This is a genomic window from Silvanigrella paludirubra, assembly GCF_009208775.1.
Classification (GTDB): domain Bacteria; phylum Bdellovibrionota_B; class Oligoflexia; order Silvanigrellales; family Silvanigrellaceae; genus Silvanigrella; species Silvanigrella paludirubra.
Genome location: NZ_WFLM01000001.1, coordinates 300,919 through 321,171 on the forward strand (window position 1 = coordinate 300,919; position 20,253 = coordinate 321,171).

The window sequence follows — 20,253 nt, forward strand, 5'->3', positions numbered from 1 at the left end:
ATTTAAGATTTATTTCTATCTCCGAAAATTGCTGTTCCCATTCTTAACATAGTGCTTCCACACTCAATAGCTAATTCATAATCAGAGCTCATTCCTAAAGAAATAATTGGTTTCTGGTTTTGAGGATTATTATAAAAAACATTCCATAATTTTTTTGAATTTTCAACAAATGTATAATATAAATCTTTTCTTTTATTATGTTCTATTTCAGCTGGACCAATTCCCATAAATCCTTTCAGTAAAAGTTTTTTACTTTGTGAAATAAAGTCTAAAAGTTCATTTGTTTTTTCAATTTGTATTCCAGATTTATTTTTATCATTTATGTCTATTTGTAATTGAACTAAAATATTTAATTTAGAATTGAGTTGTGATTTATTTTCAATTTCTTTTGCTAAAGATAAGCTATCAAGTGACTGTAAGCAGTGAACATTATCATTAATAAATTTGGCTTTATTATTTTGAAGGTGTCCAATGATATGCCATTTTAGATCGGGTAAGTTTGGTTTTAATAAATCGCTTTTCTTTTGCCATTCTTGTATATAATTTTCCCCAAAATGTGCTAATCCATTCAAATAAGCTTCTTGAATTTTATTCGCTTCATGAAATTTACTTACGGCAATAAGTTCAATATCAGATGTATTACGGTTGTGCTTATTACATAATATATTAATTTTATTTTTTATATCTTCAATATTTTTTTTTATAAGTTCAGACATTTTAAAGGCCTTATTAAATATTTTGCATTATTTTAATGGTCAAATGAGGAAAAAGATTCCACACCAGCAAAATGTTTAAGATCCATTAAAACTTCACTTAATGGCAATCCCATTACATTTGTATAGCTTCCACTTATACTATGAATGAATCCCATTGCTCTGCCTTGAATCCCATATGCACCTGACTTATCAAATGGTTCTTTTGTTTTAATGTAAGAGTTAATTTCATTTTCAGAGAGAACTCGAAAAGTAACAAATGTTTCGACAATTCTTGAAATAAGTTCTTTGTTATTTTGAAAAATACAATAACTACTCAACACTAAATGGGTATTACCAGATAAATTTTGGAGCATTTCACGGGCTTGATTTTCATTTAAAGGTTTTTCAAGTATTTTATCATCTTTAGTAACAACAATTGTATCTGCACTTAAAATAAACTCATTTTGATTATATTTCTTACAAACAGCAAGGCCTTTTTCTTTTGCATTACGCTGTACATAATCATGGCCTCCTTCATTTTCTTTTGGTTTTTCATCAATATTTGCAACATTTATTTCAAATGGAATCCCACTTGCTTGAAACATTTCTTTTCTTCTAGGTGAGCTACTTGCGAGGATAATTTTTTTATTTTCTTTGCTAATCATAAAATACCGCCAAATCCTTAACTCTAAAAAAGTACATACGCAGTTATTGCGTTTAAAATAACAATATATGGCATAACTCATTTTATACCAATAAGATGCTTTTACGGGGGATAGAGTGTTTCAAGGCAAACGATTTGCTTCTATTCTTACACCTGAACAGACAGACTCAGGATTAGCGGAAGAGTTGAAAAATGAAGCAACTGAATTATATGAGAGATTAGCGGCTCTTTGTCAGGGGTTTCAAGAACATCTCATCGCAAATGAAGAGGTTCCTTTAGAAGAAAGTCAAGAGTTATTCAGAACTCTTCATACTCTAAAAGGACTATCCCAAATGGCAAATCTCACTGAGATGGTTGCCATGGCACATGCCGTTGAAGATTATATTGAATTCGTCCGTTCAGAAAAAGTAAAACTAGTTAAAGAAGTAATTGAACTTGTTTCCGACGCACAAAATGTGTTTGAACAAGTTTATAAAGCCTATCCTCAGCCCATCGATCCTGATGTCTTGATGGAAGCTGAAAGAATTGTTCATGAATTTCATGCTAAATCGGATTTTGTAAAAAATGGGGGAACTCCTTCCGAAGCAGCGCCACCACCTGCAGCAGCAACCTCGGAGCCAGCTGCAGAAGGAGCCGGAACGGTTTCAAATTCAAATGTTGTGAGTGAAGAAGAAAATGCATCTTTTAATAAATTCACAACTCGAGTTGAAAAACTTTTTGCCGTATTTTTTAATGACGACAAATATAAAACATTAGAAGAATTAAAAGCTGGTCCACAGGTTGATAATATTTCAAGAGTTGGTGACTTTGTTCTTTATAGAGCATCTCCAACTGGGTCTTTAATTATTTTTGCAGCTGAGCTTGAAGCTTCAACCTTAAAGGGGGTTGTAGAGGCGGATGTTGTTGAATTGGATAAAAAAGATCCTAATTGTTTGAAAAAAATTGGTCCTCCATGGGATGCTCTTGTTTTTTCTGTCGCAGGTGGGGGGGGGACTCCTGCCGCCGCCGCCGCTGAAGCTCCCGCTGCCGCAGCCCCAGCCGCTCCTGCTGAAGCTGCTGATCCACATGCTGGAGGCGGTGCTGAAGAAGAACCAGAAGAAGATTTTGATACTAAAAATTTAGCGGGTGGTGATGGATTTGAAAAACCAGATCTTGATCCTGAAATGTTACAAGACTTTCTTTCTAATGCAGATGATTTAATCGAAAATTTAAGTCAATCTATGCTTGATCTAGAAGGAAATCCTGAAAGTAAAGATGCCGTTGAAAGTATCTTTAGAAATGCGCACACGATTAAAGGAACATCGGGGATGTTCGGCTTTCGTGCGATTGAAAAATTAACCCATAAAATGGAAAATTTATTTGATCGCATTCGTAAGGGAACACTCACTGTTACTCCTGCATTAATGGATGGACTTTTTTTTGGACTTGATCGCATTCGTAGCATGTTTGAAGCCATCAAAAAAAATCAATCATCAGAACAGCCTATCAATGATGCTTTAACAAAACTTCGGATTGGTTCCATGGCTGGTGGTGCTAAAAAAGCAGGAGGAGCAGCCGCTGCTCCCGCAGCCGCACCACCACCTGCTTCTGCTCCCGCAGCCGCAGCGCCCGCCGCCGCACCACCAGCTGCGGCTCCTCCACCAGCCGCAGCGCCCGCCGCTGCTAAACCTGCAGATAAGAAAAAACCAGATGAGAAAAAAGCAGACGAGGCGGGGGGCACAATTCGTGTTGACTTAAAAAGATTGGATAGCCTTGTTAACTTAGTTGGTGAACTTGTAATAGATAGAACAAGATTTGCAAGAATAGAAGAAGAATTAAGAGGAAATGGTAATAGTGAATTGGGCCATTCCATGAGTGAAAGTGTTTTATTATTTGGACGACATATGAATGAAGTCCAAAGTATTATTATGAAAATTCGAATGGTTCCTGTTGGGAATGCATTTTATAAGTTTACAAGAGTTGTTCGCGATTTATGTAGGCAAATTGGCAAAGAAATTGACTTGCATATTATTGGTGGTGAAACAGAACTTGATAAAACTTTAGTGGAAGAAATTGGAGATCCTTTAGTACATTTAATTCGTAATAGTGTTGACCACGGTGTTGAACTCCCAGATGATAGAGAAAAATTAGGAAAAAATAGAAAAGGAAATATACATTTAAAAGCAAGCCAAGATGGAAATATGATTGTCATTACCATTCAAGATGACGGTAAAGGCTTGCAAATTGACAAAATTAGAGCAAAAGCGATAGAGCGTGGCTTGGTCAAAGAAAGTGACCATATGACGAATAAAGAAATATTTTCTTTAATTTTTGAATCTGGTTTTTCCACAGCAGAAAAGGTAACAAATATTTCTGGCCGTGGTGTTGGTATGGATGTTGTTAAGAAAAGTATTGTTAAATTAAAAGGAATTATTGAACTTGATAGTGAATTAGGTAAAGGAACAACGACAACAATTAAACTTCCTTTGACATTGGCAATTATTCCTAGTCTTATGGTTGAAACAAAAGGCGAGAGCTATGCAATACCACTTGTAAATGTAATTGAAAGTATTCGGATACGTCCAGAAGATGTTCAGAAAATGGGTAGTGCTGACTTTGTTAAGTTAAGGGATCGAGTTTTGCCTTTATTAAAATTAGCAGATGTTTTTGATCTTCATGCCATGAGTGAATTATTATGGTATTCTGTAAATGATATTCAAAGAATAAAACATCACGATGAAAATGATGGTGTCGAAAAAGCAGCAAATCCTTCTCGGCCTACTCCAGAGTCACAACAAGTTCAGCCAGCAACTAATACACCTCATAATGGAGAAGGAAAACCAACTTCTGGTGGTCATAATTTTTCATTTCGAGTGAGACATACAAAACCAAGAATTATTTTTGTTGTTGTTGGTGTTGGAGAAAAAAGAGTAGGTGTTGTGGTTGATCAATTACAAGGACAGCAAGAAATTGTAATTAAGTCTTTAGGTCGGTTGATGGGTAAAAGAAGAGGAGTCGCTGGTGGCTGTGTCTTAGGAAATGGTCGTGTTGCACTTGTGCTTGATGTTGGCGAGATAATAGACGATTTTTCACAATCAAAATCGGGGTATCCAAATCGTGCTGCATTACCAAATTAAAAAAATATATTTTTTATCTGGTGACGGAGCTGCTACACAGGTTCAGTTACCTTATCAAGATGATACTTCAAATGCGAATGGTTACATTAATGATGTAACCGATGAAGGAGTGATTCAAACTCCAGGTATTCAATATATTGGTTTTAAATTACACAAAGAAGAATTTTTATTACCAATGTCACTTGTTCGCGAAATTATCATGTTAACTACAATTACTTTTGTGCCTGGTGCTAAATTTTTAATGGAAGGTATTATTGCACTTCGTGGTGAAATTATGCCTGTTCTAAACCTGAGACGTTTTTTAAAGTTTGAAAGAGGTAAGGCGGACTCAACAACACGTGTGATTATTTTACAATGTGATTATGGTGGTTTTGGAGTTATCGTAGATGATATTACCGAGTTTGTAAGGTTACAGCCGACAGAAGTGGAATCTATACCCCAAAACTTTTTTCCAGCTGAATATCGAATATTAGCTGGGGTATCTAGAGTTGGGGATAGAATTCGTGGTATTATTGATCTTGAAAAAATTGTTGCTGAAATGACTTTCGATCTAAAAGAGGAATCTGAAAATGGTGGAGAAGAATCTTCTTCAGATCATTAAAATAATTTTGTTATTAACACTCTTTTTTTCTTGTGAAAAAAAAACTAGGATTGTTGAAATTAAACTTCTTATTCTTACACCAAATAATTATTATGATTTTCCTGTTGTGCTTTCGGGAAAAATTTATGATGTTGGACCAGGTGGATTATGGTTTATATTAGAAGATAAAACAGGTTATATTCAAGTAACAACAGAAAATATTACAAGTAGTATTCAATGTATTCAAAAGGGAAATCAAATTTCTATTTTAGGAAAACTGTTGCAATTTAAAGGCCATAAATATTTTTCATACTCATCAATGCTGAGGTGTGGTAATTGAAATTATTAATATTCATATTAACTATTTTATTTACTTTATCTTGTAGCAAAAATTCTTCAAAAGAAGGAAAGCAGTATTTTATATTTTTAGGAATTCCAAATAAAGGAGTTACTGTATATAAAGTTACAAAAAATAATAATAATAAAAAAATATATTACCCTTTAATGAGATTATCTACAAATACAAAAATATTGCTACCAGTTGGAACGTATTTATTAGCAAATGAATGTAGTTCATATGAATTTTTTAATGATGGTGTAAAAGAACAAAAAGTTGTTTTAAGTAAAGTTAGTTTGCAATTTCAAAACAAAAATAAGAATGATTCAAATTCTAATCCTATAAACGAAATAAATAATAATACTCATTTTGAAAATTTAGTAGGAAATACATATAATAGTTTTTGCTATGATCCACTTGACGGTCAAGAACATTGGTTCACAAATAAATCTGAGTTTGATATTTTGCCAGGGAAAAATGTAATTTCTATATCTGGAAGAAATATTGAACTTAATCTTCATCCATCCTTATTTTCAGACAAAAAAATATCTCTATGGCCATTAACACTTTCTTCACCTATAAATACAGATTCTAGTAAATATTTTTCATTGCCATTAGATTTATCTCCTAATGAAAAAAAATTCGTTATTTCATCTCCTGTTAATGGGACAATTTGGCTTCAAAGCGGAAGATATCAAATTGAAGTTAACGGAAGTAAAAAAATAATAAGTATTAAAGATTTTTCAAATTATGAGATAAAGCTTGGCGTAATTCGAATTGTTTCTCCGAAAAACTTTCCTATTGAAGAAAGATTAAAAGCAGGTGGACAACCCATCTTTGCCTATATCAATGAAAAAGTTTTATTTCGTTTAAACACGGATTATCCTGTTTTTCCAGGAAAATATAGAGTTACTTTAGAAGGTACTGAAATTGAAAAATATGTAGATGTTACAGAAAATCAAGTAAGTGAAGTAAAAACAAGGGGGGCACTAGTAATATCGCCTCCTTGCTTAGAAAAATATGATAAATGTCATCCTCCTTCTAGGATAACAATTCATATAAATAGAATGCCTTTTGTACTCATGACAGTCATGACAGATATGCCTTTTCTTGTTTTTGATCAAAAGTATGAATATGGGATTGAAGGAATTAAAGGTATATTTAAAAATTTAAATGCATCAGAAGAATCCGTTAAAACAGATAAATTGGGTCGAGTTAAAATTAAATGGGAAATTCGTTATACATCTGGAAACATAAAAACTGATTTTGTTAGATTTGAAGCAAAAAGTGCAAATGTATTTGGAAAATCTATTGATCTTATGTTTTTTAAACCAGATGAAATTTATCTTCCAGAAGGAGATTTTTGGCTAAGTTATTTTGTAGGAGATCAAAATTTAGTATTACCAAAAACGAGATTTGATCTTTCCTTAGCAGGGGGCGCAACAAAGGAAATTGTAGTCCCAATTTATACGCAAAAAGCACCTGAAGGCCAGTTTTCTGAGAAAAATAAAGATAGTTCTGCATTTTCAACAAAAACAACATTATCTCCTATTAAAGACTAAATAAGATCTTTTTTTTATGAAAAAAGAATGTTAATTAAAATTGTAAATATTTTATTGGTGATTCGAGGATTTATGAAATTTGACAATATTTTAAAGGAAATGTTTTCTAGGGTTATTTTTCAGCTTTATAAAGAATACGATCATATTTGTTATCAATATAAATTAAAACTAAAAAAGCCTATGATTATCATTGAAGATTTATCAGCAACATGGGGAACTTGGAATTCGCAAAATAAAATTATAACTCTTTCTTCAAAACTAATTTCTGATTATTCATGGGATATTGTTTTAAATATTTTAAAACACGAAATGGCTCATCAAATCGTTAGTGAAATATTTTTAGTTAATGAAAATCATGGAATCTATTTCCATAAAGCTTGTGATCTTATAGCGCTTCCAAAAGATTATCGAAAATCAACATTAAATATGGAAGACAAAATTTCACATTGGAAAAATTCAAACTTTGAAGTAGAAGATCAAAATATTTTAAGAAAAGTAGAAAAATTATTGAGTTTAGCGCAATCAGCTAATGAAAATGAGTCTTTGTTAGCCATGGAAAAAGTGCAAGAAATATATTCTAAATATAATATAAAACGAATTCAAGATAATATAAATTCAGAATATTGTACTTTAATTATAAATTTTAAAAAGAAAGTTGTGCCTAGTACTTATATTTATATTTCCTCTTTAATTCAATCTCATTATTTTGTAAATGTGATATACTCTGATTTATATGATCCTTTATCTGATGAGTCTCATAAAATCATAGAAATAATTGGAACAAAACAAAATGTTTTAATGGCAGAATTTGTCTTTTATTTTTTAAAAGAACGTATAAATTCTTTGTGGGAAAATTATCAAAAAATAAATTCTGTCCCCAATAGATATAAATTATCCTACCAAAAAGGTATTTTAGATGGATTTCAAAATAAATTAAATAAAATACAAAGTGACAAAGTTAAAAATTTAAATTCGAATGAAATGAGTAAAAATAAAATTATGCTTATTTTGCAAAATGAAGATTTAAAATTAAATTCATTTACCAAAAATTTATTTCCAAAATTAACTAAAAAAGGAGCTACTTCAAATAAAGTTTATACTTCATATTTTGATGAAGGTAAAAATGAAGGAAAAAAAATAATTTTAAATAAACCAATGAATGAAAGTACAAATAAAAATAATTTATTAAAATTATTAATTTAATATTTATTGTTTGATAAATTTCTAAAATCACAGTTATTACAAAGTAATTTACTATAAGTATTTTCATTGGTTAAAAATTCAAAAGATTCTCTAGAGTAATTAAAAAAGGGATAAAAGGATAATCCTCAAACTTTCATATTTAAATCATTATTTTTTTTATAACTTTAAAATAATAATCTAAACGTACAATTGAACATAGATGAGTTGTAGGAACTTCTACTATATCAACACAAAATTTCAGAAAATTCTTCATCATTTATTACTTCAAAAAAGGAGTCTATATAAATCTGCAAATTAAAATAGATTCATTAAAAAATTATATAGCTATAAATTTACTTAAAAATCTCATATGAAAAAATCCTTATATAATAGAGCAATAAATAAATAAATTAATTTCTATTTTTATTTTTTAAAATATACGGTTTTTAAATATTAAAAAAGTATATTTCGTAATATTTAACAAAATATACTTTATATAAAACTATTTTTACTGAATTTTGGGATTTTACTTTGTAAAATCCCAGTTTGCACATGGAAGTAAGCCATTTGTATATTGAGTGTGAGCTAAATAAGATTCACCTTCAGTAACTTTATAAACAGGATAATTAGATAAAGTTAAATTTAAACTAATATTTGAGGAAATAAAGTCAATTCGATTATTATCATTAGTATTAATTTTAAAGAAATAGTCTAATCTGCTTGTACGATAAATAGTACCAACATTGTAAGAAACACAAACGCTGTCACCTTTATTTAATTTATCTAAAAATTTGTCACCATCACCAAGAGTAGAAGGTGTGCAGCCATTTTTTGAACAAACTGTAAAACCACTAACTTTATTAGATGCATTTAAATACAAAAAATGAATTGAAAAATTTGAATCATTTTGATCTTTGTTTGTAGCAAATGCTGAAATGCTTATTAATGATAATAATGAAACTACTATACTTTTATTTAATAACATTTTAAATTCCTTTTTGAAACTACTTAATTATTTTTCTTTAATATGTGATTTTTAATTAAAATCGCAAGGTCCTTTGCCCCATGTAACATTATTCATTGCATATGATAATGTTTCAGATGAAAAATTAAATTTAGGACTCAAAAATGTGCCCCAAAAACTAATAACTGAAGGTTCGTCATTTGTTTTAACAAATTTATAATTAGATCTAACTACACCGCCTGTATTAATTCCACCAATTACACTAACACAAATAAAATCGCCTTTTTTTGCGCTTAAAACTCTTTGAGTGAATGCTCCTTGAGTTGAATGACAATCGTTATTTAAGCAAACATTAGCTAAAAAAGCAGTTCCAAAAACAAAATTAACAGCAACATTATTATTATTTTCTTCTGTATTGTTTATTTCATTTGCAAAAGTGGACACACTTGATAAAGCTGAAATACAAGAAATTGCTAATAGTTTATTTAATATTTTCATAATAAATATTTCCTTTAAGTAAAAAACCATAACCAAAAAAATCAGTTATTCTTGTTAAGTAATATTTTTTAAATAGTCAATATCTATTTAATATAATTTTAATTCATGTGTAATAATAATATAAAAGTATAATTTTATTATAATTTGTCAAAAATGATTTGTAAATTTAACTTATTTTTATGAATTAATTATGTAACATATAAAATTATTTTATTATTAAATAAAAAATTTATTTTTAATTTTTTGATTACAAATAATAAATAATTTAATAAATGATTGTTATTTTATTAAATTTTACAATTTATTATTATCATTATTTAAATGTCAATAATTAAATAAAAGATATTTATGAGGTTTTGTATGTTTTTTTTAAGTAATATTAATGATATAGAATTATTGCAAGCTAATTAGAATAACTCTTGCTGTTCCTTGTATGGCTCGTTTCCTTCATTTTTTAAAGACATGGCGCCCTGTACTTTTTTATTCAAGGGAAATAATTCTATATATTTTTTAGGTTCTCTTTCTTGCATAATGCGATAACAAGTTTCAACCATATGCTCTATTTGAGGTTTACAATAATAATCCCCATCTCTCCCATAGGCGCAGCGATTTTCTTTTGCGGATAATGTTCTTGGCATGCAGTCAAGATAATGAAATGCTTTGTTTTTTTCTAGGGTTTGTTGCATCATGTAGGCACTTGTTCCGCCTGGTAAATCTTCATCAAAAAATAAAACGGCATTTGTCTTTTTAATAGATTCTAAAATGGTGGATGTTAAGTCAAATGGAATGAGGGTTTGAATATCTATTACTTCAACGGAAATTCCTATTCTTTCAAGCTCCAAAGCGGCATCACATGCAACTTTACAGCAAGCACCATAGGTCACTACTGTAATATCATTCCCTGTTTTCAAAATTTCAGGTTGCCCTAAACAAACTGTAAATTGACTTAAATTATCTGGGATTTTTTCTTTAAGACGATAGGCATTTAAAACTTCTATTACTAACGCAGGGTTGTCAGATTGAAATAAAGTATTATACATTCCCGCAGCTTGAGTCATATTTCTAGGAACACAAATATACATGCCTCTAACTGAACCTAAAATCATAGATAAAGGAGATCCTGTGTGCCAAATGCCCTCAAGGCGATGACCTTTTGTTCTGATGATAACCGGAGATTTTTGTCCACCAGCGGTTCGATAATGCAATGTGGCGAGATCATCTGAGGCTGTTTGTAAGCAATAGAGAAAATAATCCAAGTATTGAATATCGACTAGGGGGCGTAAGCCTCGAATGGCGGTACCAATCCCTTGGCCTAAAATAGTTGCTTCGCGAATTCCGGTGTCGGTAACTCTAAGATCTCCATATTTTGCATTCAGCCCCTCAAATACTAAGTTTACATCTCCTAATTTTCCGACATCTTCTCCAATTACAAAAAATTTTGGATTATTTAAAAATAATTGATCAAAACACTTTTGCAAAACAATTCTTCCGTCAACGGATTCTGAATTATGGGAATAAACAGGATCTATTTTAGGAATATGAAGAGGCGATTCTTTTGATTCACTATAGAGTTTATTTTCATAAAGTTGTGAATATTTTTTTGAGAAATCGGTATAAAAATTTAATAATAATGTTTTTTCTTGAGACTCTTCATTCGATAAGGAAACAATGGCTTTAAATAAATTGGAATGTAATACTCTACGATTCGAAGTTACAGAGTTTTCAATATTAAAAATGCAATTTTGAATTTTGTCAATTTGTTTTGTGTTTTTTAGGACTTTATTTAAAATAGACAAAGCATCATTAAATTCTTTTTTAATCGGATTCATTAATAATTCCCAGGCTTGAGCCCTCGATTTTTCTACATGAATTCGTTCTTCTTCATCAATATCATTTAATTTATTTAGTGAAGCAATTTTTGATTTCACAATCCAATCACGAAATTTCTTTATACAGCAATATTCTTTTTCCCAGTCGAGTCTTTCTTTTGATTTATAACGTTCGTGGCTTCCACTCGTAGAATGTCCTTGGGGCTGTGTAATATCAATAACATGAATTAATGCGGGTTTGTGTTTTTGTCTTACTTTTTTTGAGGAGTCTAAATAAACTTCGCAAAGTTTTAAATAATCCCATCCTTCAACTTGATATATATCTATTCCTGTTCCTTCTTTATCAGATTGAAAACCAGATAAAGCTTTTGAAATTGAATTATTTACTGTTTGTAGGCTTCTAGGAACAGAAATTCCATATCCGTTATCCCAAACAGACATCAGTAAAGGAACTTGTAAAACACCTGCAGCATTCATTGTTTCAAAAAAAACACCTTCAGATGTAGATGCATCTCCAATAGACCCAAAAACAATTTCATTACCGTTTTTTGAAAAATTTGATGATATTTTCTCTAAAGATTTTTCGTTACGATAAAGTTTTGAAGCATAAGCGAGTCCTAGCATACGACTCATTTGGCCTGCAGTAGGAGAAATATCTGAGATAGAATTTTTCATGTTTAATTGATTTTTAAACATTCCATTTTCGTCTAAAAGGCGAACTCCAAAGTGTGAGTTCATTTGTCTTCCGCCAGAATGCGGATCATTGTTTATGTCAGGATCAGCATACAATTGTGAAAAAAATTGTGTTACATTAACATTCCCAAGATACATTTCAAAAGTTTGATCTCTATAATAACCCGTTCTAAAATCTCCATTTTGAAAAGCCCTTGCTGCGGCTATTTGTGAAAGTTCAACACCGTCACCAAATATACCAAAGCTTGCTTTTCCTGTCAGAACTTCTTTTCTGCCTAGTAAACTTGCAAATCGACTTCGGATTGCTAAACGGTAATCTGCAATAATTTCTTCAAAAGTAAAAGAATACTTTCCATTTGGAGATTTCATAATTCGGGTTGTTTCCATAGAAACTCACTCCTATAAACTTTGATATAAATGCATTATCCCAAAAATATGGGATTGCTTTTACATACACATATATGAGAGAATTAAAAAAATCTACCAATGAGCTTCTTTTTTTAAAAAGGAGTATCTAAACATTTTTAGGAATAAAATGAAAAATATTTTAATTTTATGCATATTTTTGATGGTAAATTTTTGTATATATGCGGAATCAATTACACCTCCATCTACATGTAATTATATGCAAATTGATGGATTTCTATATGATTATCAATTGATATTGTCTGATAATTCAAAGAGTTCAGGAAATACATATCAAATATTTACAGGCAGGCCTGCAATTGGATTTTGTTTTCAAATAAATGACATAAATATTCGACCAAATATTGCTTTGAATCCATATAATTCTTCTACAGAAGGTTCACTTTTAATTGGCAAAGAATTTTATAAAAAATTGGAATTAGGACTTTATGGTTTAGTAAACAGCAGTCAAAAAACTCTTGGAGAAGGTAATAATTTAAATGAAACTTTAGAATCTAATTTTTTAATTGGGCCATATTTTTTTATTTATCCAAATTTTAATGATGAGGATTTATTTGAATTATTCTTTAGAATCGCTTATGAGTATGACATAATTCAAAATACGGTTAATAACTCTACAACTCTTATGACTAAAAAAGCAGGGGTAAATATTGCCACTCGATTTTTATATGGCAAAAAATTAAAAGAGCATTTAATTTATTCACCAAATATTGAATTTATTTATTCTTATACTATAGATATGGTTGGTGGCAATATAGCAAAAAACTTAATAGAAACAAAAATTTTACCAATATCATTTCGCTGGGAGTTTTAAATTAAAATAAGGGGTTATTTAAAATGCAATCTCAATTAGTAATAGGTGCTTTATCTCTGTCTGGACCACACATTCTAATTTCATTTTTAGAGAAAATTACATACTTTTCTCGAAGTTTTAATAATCATAATAAAGAATTTTATTTCCCAAATTTTGTTTTTTTGACTTTATCTAATAATATTATTTATAATAAGAAAACAAATGAAAGTGAAACAAAAAATTCTATAAAATTGTTGTTAGAAAATTATAATCATGCAAATTTTGATTATTTTTTAATTATTGGTAGTAATACTTGTTTTTATATTGATTATATTTCAAATTTAATTAAAGCCCCAATTTTAAATATGGCAACAGAAGTTGCAAAATTAATTTCAAATGATTATAAAAAACCTGCCTTATTGATAAATGATGGAACTATGTATCATAGTTTTTATCAGAATGAATTGAACTCTATCGGAACTTCTTATTTTTATGATGAAACTTTGCAAAATTTAGTAAATGAACTCGTGATATCAACAAAACAAACAGGCCTTTCAAATCATTCTAAAAAAATATGGAAAAATATTTATACACATTGCGAAGAAAATAATTGTGATAGTATTGTTACTGATTTCTCAGATTTGTCTTTGCTTTTAGATAATAAAATTGGAAAAAATATAATTCCAATATTTGATGCAAATGATATACTTGCTTTTTCTTGTATTAAAAGCTGTTTAAATTTAGATTTAAATTATTATAAAAAAGCTTTATAGGCTTCAAATTTAATTGCACTATTTGAGTTTTTGTCGACGAGAATATATCTTTTATCCGAATTTATCCCAATAACTTTATTACTTATAGAATTTAATTGGATATACCCATCTGAATTTAAAATCCATTTTTGATTATTATTCATTTTGCATGAATTTACTTCTATAAAGTTATCTTGATTAACGGATAAACAAAAATCATTTTCAATTCTTGTTTTAAATTGTTTTTCTTCGTTATCATATCCCCAAATTTGTCCTCTACTTTCATCACATTCAGATTCTGTTACTATTTTATTTTTTTGTGCAAAAATACATTTTGTATTTTGTGTTTCAGACATATTTTGAAGTCTTATATTTTGTTCTGCAGCAAAATAAGGTGAGCTCCAATCGACAGAAAAGTTTTGAGTTATATCAGGAGCTTTATAATTATCTGTTTGAATACTAACATAAGACATAAATCCTAGTGAAGTCTTTTTCCCTAAGATAACTCCTGTTTCTACATTTGTTCCCATTTCAAAATTCGATTTTCCTACATTATTTTTATTTGTTTTATAGATTGCTTGAAAAGTGGGCGTAAACGATTTGTGGCTTATAGCAGAAAATTTATTTTTATTTGCTGTCCAACTTTTTTTCCAGATTGCTTCTGTATAATGGCAAGAATTAAAACTTTTTCTTGAAATATAATCGCATATTTTATCATTTACTTTTGAGTCCCAAATCCAACTTGCTATATTATTATAGCTGGCATTTTCTATTGTATACTCTTGTGTAACATAAGAAACATTTCTTGAATCGGAAACTTGAATAGATGCACCTAAATTTACAACAGCATAAGGATGTGCGTTTGATGTCCCTGCATTTAATCCACCAGAGATACCTACTGTCATTCCATTTGTTTTTGTTATTGATGCTCCTGGGTTTGTATTTTGTGGAAATGTTTCTACTAAATGGACTTCTCGATTATTTGTAGTATTTTTAATCCAAAAATTATATTTATTGGCATATGGTCCTACAAAATCTCTTTTTGTTAATAACACATTCCAACGGTTAAACCCCTGATTAATCTCTTTGGCAATATGCCACCCCGTACCTCCTTCTTCTTCAGGGGACACTGTCATTAAAATATATTTTGCATTATCTGTTTTGATCATTAATCCCGTTTTAGGATCTTCTTTCATAGTTGCTTTTGAACCAGACATATCTATTTTATAATTTAATTCAAGAGAAGCATTCCTATCGCAATAATCTTTTGTTTCATCATCATTTGAATATAATTTCATAGGGCAAGAGATATTTTTTTTAACTAAGGAAACAGTTGCCGAAGATATTTCAAAAGTTTCTGAAATACCTGTATCGTTTCTGACTAAGGTAGAATTCGTTTTATAGGATTTTTTATTTAATTTTTCTAAATATTTATTTAATTCTTTTTTTGTCGGAGTTTCTTGAAATACAATATATTTAGGTCCTTCTTTCATTTTTTTTAATATGATTAAATTTCCTTGAAAACTAATTCCTCCTAGTTTTTCCATTATAATTTTGTATTTTTCTGAATTTTCTTCTTTTTCATTATTTATTATTATAGTTTTATTTTTTTCATATTGTTCTTGATAATTATTTAAATCTAAGTTTTCAAAATTTTTATTATATACTTCTGATAAATTATCGTCATTGTTTTGATTTTTACTATTTGTATTCTCTGTTTTTTTTCCACAGTTTGAAAATATTAAAGAAAATAGACATGCAAATATCAATTTATTTTGAATATTATTTTTCATATTTTACTCCATATAGTGTTTTCGAGTTTATATTGTTAAAATATTGTTTTTGCAATGATTATTTTTTTTAAAATTGAAAAGTAGAAATTGGTATTCAATAAGATATTTAAAATGAAGATAATTAAAAAAATATATTTTTTAAAGAATAAAATTTAAAATAATTAAAAAATAAAGCTTCCTTATAATTTAATTTTAAGGAAGCCGTAAAAATCGAAATATATTATTTATTTTTTAGAAAATGTAATAATATTATTTTGGTCTTCTTTTGCATGAATGGTATCCCCTTCAGCAAATTTACCTTCAAGAAGTTCCATCGAAAGCGGAACTTCAATGAGATCTTGAAGAGCGCGTTTCAAAGGTCGAGCTCCAAAATTTACATCCCATCCTTCTTTAGCAATCGTAGTTACAACGGCAGGATCAACTTCAAGGTTCATATGTTGCTGTGCAAAAAGTCTATTATTGAGTCTACCTATTTGAATGCTTACAATTCTTTCAATGACATCTTCACCAAGTGCATTGAAAATAACAGTTTCATCAATACGGTTTAACAATTCTGGCCGCATGTGTGTTAGTAATTCTTCCATGACAGCTTGTTTTAATTGTTCGTTGTTACGTTGGTCAGCTGGCGCTTCCAAAATGCGATGAGCACCTATATTGCTGGTCATTATCACAATACAGTTTTGAAAATTAATGGTTCTTCCTTGGCCATCTGTTAAGCGGCCATCGTCTAGCATTTGGAGAAGAACGTTTAGCACTTTTGGGTGTGCCTTTTCAATTTCATCAAATAACACAACGGTATAAGGTTTACGGCGTACCGCTTCTGTGAGCTGACCACCATCTTCAAAACCAACATACCCTGGAGGAGCGCCAATCAATCTAGAAACAGAATGTTGTTCCATGTATTCAGACATATCTATGCGAATCATAGATTTTTCGGTATCAAATAAACTTTTAGCAAGCGCTTTAGCTGTTTCTGTTTTACCAACTCCAGTAGGCCCTAAAAATAGGAAAGATCCCATTGGTTTATTTGGATCTTTTAAACCACTTCGGGTAAGGCGAATGGCATTAGCAACAGAACGTAAGGCGTGATCTTGTCCTACAACAGTTTCACGGAGCTCATCTTCTAATTTTAGTAAACGCTGGCGCTCAGCAGAAAATAATTTATTTAATGGGATTCCTGTCCATGTTGAAACAACGGTAGCAATGTCTTCTGCATCTACTTCTTCTTTTAAGTAAACAGAACTTTCATCATTTTTTAAATCTGGATTTTCTGATGAATTTTGAGTTAAATTGCGAAGTCTTTCTTGGAGTTTTGGCATTTCTCCGAATTTGATTTCACTGGCGCGAGCATAGTCTGCTCTTCTTTCAAAGTCTTCCATTTTGACTCGAGCTTGTTCTAAATCTTTTTTAAGTTTGTTAATTTCATTCACGCTTCCCTTAGCCAATTGCCATTTTTCGCGAAGTTTTTTAGCCTCTGTCTCAAGATCTCTTAATTGATTTTCAATTTCAGCTTTTCTGCCAAGTGCTTGATAGTCTGTTTCTTTAGAGAGAGCGACAAGTTCAATTTTGTAAGATGAAATTTTACGATCAATCGTATCAATTTTTTCAGGGACGCTATCTAACTGAATTTTTAATCTACTTGAAGCTTCATCTATTAGGTCAATGGCTTTATCTGGTAAAAATCTATCTGTTATATATCTGTCTGATAAAGTAGCAGCAGCAAGTAACGCATTGTCTTTAATTCGGATTCCATGGTGTATTTCGTAACGTTCTTTTAATCCGCGTAAAATAGTAACAGTGTCTTCTACGCTTGGTGGATTGACCATAACGGGTTGGAATCGACGTTCCAAAGCCGTGTCTTTTTCAATAATGCGGTATTCGTCCAGAGTTGTCGCACCGATACAGCGTAATTCGCCTCGAGCAAGAGCTGGTTTGAGCATATTGCCTGCATCCATGGATCCTTCGCCACCACCTGCCTTTACCATGGTATGAATTTCATCAATAAAAAGAATAATTTTTCCAGCAGCATCTTGAACAGCTTTTAAAACAGCTTTTAAGCGTTCTTCAAATTCACCTCTAAATTTTGCTCCTGCCACCATTGCGGAAATGTCTAAACTTAATAGCTTTCTGTTTTTTAAGGTTTCAGGCACATCACCACGAATAATACGTTGTGCTAAGCCTTCGGCAATTGCTGTTTTACCAACTCCTGGTTCCCCGATTAAAATAGGATTGTTTTTAGTACGGCGTGATAAAATTTGGATCACGCGACGTACTTCGCTATCGCGTCCAATAACAGGGTCAAGTTTATTTTCTTCAGCAAGTTTAGTTAAATCACGAGCGTATTTTTCAAGTACACCTAACTTATTTTCAGGGCTCTGGTCAGTCACTTTATTGTTGCCTCTTATGGTTAATATTGCTTTTTGAAGGGTATTTGTGTCTAAATTATTTTTTGAAAATAAACTAGCTACTGAAGGTTGTTTACATGTTGGCGCCGCAATTAAAAAATGCTCAATAGAGATAAACTCGTCTTGCATTTCTTTTTTAAATTTATCAATTGATTCCATATATGAGGATAAAAAAGGTCCGCTTGTCGGCTCATTCCCACCCGAAACCTTGGGCAGGAGATCGATAATTTTTTTTAATTCATTTGATATTGTTGATATTTTTAGCCCTAGATGCTGGCAAGTCATACGGATGATTTCTTCTTCTTCCGTAAAAATGACTTGAAGGATATGAGCGGGCGTGAGTTCTGGGTTACCATTTTTTTTTGCTATCGTATGGGCTTCATTTATTGCATTTTGAGCGCGGTGAGTCAGATTTAAGGCCATGTTGATTATCTCCTTGAAATTTAGGGAGTTCTAAAAAGTCAAATTTTAGAAAGAAGTATTTGGCAACTCCTATCATTTTAAGATTTATCCAGAGGAACCTTTGTCAAGACCTAGTAACAAGAAAGTAGTAAATATCTTTTTGAAAGCCGCCTCTTTAAGAAACAAAAGAATATGGTAAACCATCGTTTGGGAAATGCTCCAAATTATCTTATGAAGTTTTTTGGTGTTATGATGTTTTATTTACAAAATGAGGTTAATTGAAGTGAATCTTTTATTTAGGCTTGCACTTAATTTTATTTGCAAAAAAAACTCAAAAGTTTTGAGCTTTACTTCCTTAGTTTCTATTGTTGGAATCTCATTTGGTGTAGCCGCTTTTTTAGTGGTGATTACGGTATTAAATAGTTTCCAATCCGAAATAAAAAATATCATTTCATCCGTTAACCCCAATTTAACAATTTATTCTTCTTCCGGTATTAATAATCCTAATGAATTTCAAAAAGAATTAAAAAAATTAATAAATGTTCCTTTAAATTCAATGAGTAACTTTATCTATCAAGAATCTATAATGGGATTAGGAAGGCAAACTTCTGCAGTATATATAAGAGCTATAGAAGGAACAAAATCATCATCGGCATCTAATTTAAATCCATATATGCATCCTAAAAATGCACTTCAAACTTTAGATGTTTCTAGCAAACTGATAGATCAAAAAAGAAACACCTTAGATGAAGGAAATAAACCAGAATTTCTGCCTCATGTTATTTTAGGAAAAGAATTAGCTGAAAGTTTAGATGCTAAAATAGGTAACATAGTTACCTTAATGACATTTGGTTCGGAGAGAAATACTTTAGGTGTTCGTTATAATAAACTATATGTTACAGGTATTATTGATACTGGACTTTCTGAAATTGATAAAAAACAAGTGTTTATGAATTTTGATGATGGGATAAAACTATTTGGTTCTCTTAATTGGGCAAGTGGAATTGAAATTAGTATGAAAAACCCCGATCAAGCACTTTTGGTATCTAAAAAGTTAAATTTAGAAATTCCTTATAATGTCATTTCATGGCAACAGCTTCATACAGGACTTTTTGAGCAAATTGAAAGAGATGGCACCGCAATTCAATTAATAGTTCTTATTATATCATTTGTAGCAGGATTTAATATTATTGTTACATTAAGTTTAACTGTAATGGATAGAGCAAAACAAATTGCATTGTTAAGAGCTTTAGGCGCAAAAAAATCTTTAGTCATAAGCACATTTGTTTATTCAGGAATTGTTTTAGGAATATTTGGTTCCACATTAGGTGTAATCTGTGGACTTATTATATTAAAAATATTTTCAGGTATTTATTTAGGCGATTTTCAAAAATTTTATTATCTTGAAAAAATCCCAGTTCATATTGATTTTCAACTTATTATTTTTGCATTTTTTACATCAATTTTTTTATCCTTTATTGGGGCGTTGTATCCAGCATGGAAAGCATCAAGAGTTTCTCCAATGCATGGCTTAAATCAAGGAAATTAGAAAGGTAATATTT

Annotated in this window: 15 protein-coding genes; 8 read left to right on the forward strand and 7 right to left on the reverse strand. The window is 30.3% G+C overall.

Translation table 11 applies throughout. The annotated features are described in order from the left end of the window. Positions 1-2: 2 nt before the first annotated feature. Complete coding sequence (locus GCL60_RS01555; protein WP_153418101.1) at positions 3-716, reverse strand: YggS family pyridoxal phosphate-dependent enzyme; 714 nt, start codon at positions 714-716, stop codon at positions 3-5. Between the two features lie 32 nt (positions 717-748). Continuing rightward, the gene (locus tag GCL60_RS01560; protein ID WP_161998033.1) at positions 749-1,360 is read right to left on the reverse strand and encodes a Maf family protein; all 612 of its coding nucleotides are present in this window, start codon (positions 1,358-1,360) and stop codon (positions 749-751) included. Positions 1,361-1,475: 115 nt separating this feature from the next. Between GCL60_RS01560 and GCL60_RS01565 the strand changes: the two genes are divergently transcribed. The 5 genes from GCL60_RS01565 to GCL60_RS01585 all read left to right on the forward strand — a co-directional run bounded on the left by GCL60_RS01565 (position 1,476) and on the right by GCL60_RS01585 (position 8,157). After that, positions 1,476-4,475: a chemotaxis protein CheA gene (locus GCL60_RS01565; protein ID WP_153418103.1), complete on the forward strand. Its 3,000-nt coding sequence runs from the start codon at positions 1,476-1,478 to the stop codon at positions 4,473-4,475. Next, complete coding sequence (locus GCL60_RS01570) at positions 4,456-5,076, forward strand: chemotaxis protein CheW (protein ID WP_153418104.1); 621 nt, start codon at positions 4,456-4,458, stop codon at positions 5,074-5,076. Before GCL60_RS01565 ends, GCL60_RS01570 begins: the two co-directional genes overlap by 20 nt. Beyond that, positions 5,045-5,395: a hypothetical protein gene (locus tag GCL60_RS01575; RefSeq protein WP_153418105.1), complete on the forward strand. Its 351-nt coding sequence runs from the start codon at positions 5,045-5,047 to the stop codon at positions 5,393-5,395. The genes GCL60_RS01570 and GCL60_RS01575 overlap by 32 nt, the downstream gene beginning before the upstream one ends. Then, positions 5,392-6,954, forward strand: coding sequence for a hypothetical protein (locus GCL60_RS01580; RefSeq protein WP_153418106.1), 1,563 nt, complete (start codon positions 5,392-5,394; stop codon positions 6,952-6,954). Before GCL60_RS01575 ends, GCL60_RS01580 begins: the two co-directional genes overlap by 4 nt. A 72-nt stretch (positions 6,955-7,026) precedes the next feature. Then, positions 7,027-8,157 carry a DUF2786 domain-containing protein gene (locus GCL60_RS01585; RefSeq protein ID WP_161998034.1) on the forward strand — a complete coding sequence of 377 codons (1,131 nt, stop codon included), beginning with the start codon at positions 7,027-7,029 and terminating at the stop codon, positions 8,155-8,157. A 505-nt stretch (positions 8,158-8,662) separates the two neighbouring features. Here the strand turns inward: GCL60_RS01585 and GCL60_RS01590 are convergent. The 3 genes from GCL60_RS01590 to GCL60_RS01600 all read right to left on the reverse strand — a co-directional run bounded on the left by GCL60_RS01590 (position 8,663) and on the right by GCL60_RS01600 (position 12,507). Then, complete coding sequence (locus GCL60_RS01590; RefSeq protein ID WP_153418108.1) at positions 8,663-9,121, reverse strand: hypothetical protein; 459 nt, start codon at positions 9,119-9,121, stop codon at positions 8,663-8,665. Between the two features lie 51 nt (positions 9,122-9,172). Further along, positions 9,173-9,598 (reverse strand): hypothetical protein, encoded by a 426-nt coding sequence (locus GCL60_RS01595; protein ID WP_153418109.1) that lies wholly within the window; start codon positions 9,596-9,598, stop codon positions 9,173-9,175. Between the two features lie 407 nt (positions 9,599-10,005). Then, on the reverse strand, positions 10,006-12,507 hold the full coding sequence (locus GCL60_RS01600; RefSeq protein ID WP_153418110.1) for an alpha-ketoacid dehydrogenase subunit alpha/beta: 2,502 nt from the start codon (positions 12,505-12,507) through the stop codon (positions 10,006-10,008). A 148-nt stretch (positions 12,508-12,655) separates the two neighbouring features. On the opposite strand from GCL60_RS01600, the gene GCL60_RS01605 reads away from it, so the two are divergent. Both GCL60_RS01605 and GCL60_RS01610 read left to right on the forward strand, forming a co-directional pair. Beyond that, positions 12,656-13,360, forward strand: coding sequence for a hypothetical protein (locus GCL60_RS01605; protein ID WP_153418111.1), 705 nt, complete (start codon positions 12,656-12,658; stop codon positions 13,358-13,360). Positions 13,361-13,383: 23 nt separating this feature from the next. Then, positions 13,384-14,112, forward strand: coding sequence for an aspartate/glutamate racemase family protein (locus GCL60_RS01610; RefSeq protein ID WP_153418112.1), 729 nt, complete (start codon positions 13,384-13,386; stop codon positions 14,110-14,112). Here the strand turns inward: GCL60_RS01610 and GCL60_RS01615 are convergent. Next, positions 14,094-15,884: a leukocidin family pore-forming toxin gene (locus GCL60_RS01615; RefSeq protein ID WP_153418113.1), complete on the reverse strand. Its 1,791-nt coding sequence runs from the start codon at positions 15,882-15,884 to the stop codon at positions 14,094-14,096. The genes GCL60_RS01610 and GCL60_RS01615 overlap by 19 nt on opposite strands. Before the next feature lie 224 nt (positions 15,885-16,108). Beyond that, positions 16,109-18,712: an ATP-dependent chaperone ClpB gene (gene clpB, locus GCL60_RS01620; protein ID WP_153418114.1), complete on the reverse strand. Its 2,604-nt coding sequence runs from the start codon at positions 18,710-18,712 to the stop codon at positions 16,109-16,111. A 262-nt stretch (positions 18,713-18,974) separates the two neighbouring features. Here clpB and GCL60_RS01625 point away from each other — a divergent pair, with 262 nt between their 5' ends. Beyond that, positions 18,975-20,240, forward strand: a complete 1,266-nt coding sequence (locus GCL60_RS01625) for an ABC transporter permease (RefSeq protein WP_161998035.1) — start codon at positions 18,975-18,977, stop codon at positions 20,238-20,240. The last annotated feature ends 13 nt before the right edge of the window (positions 20,241-20,253 follow it).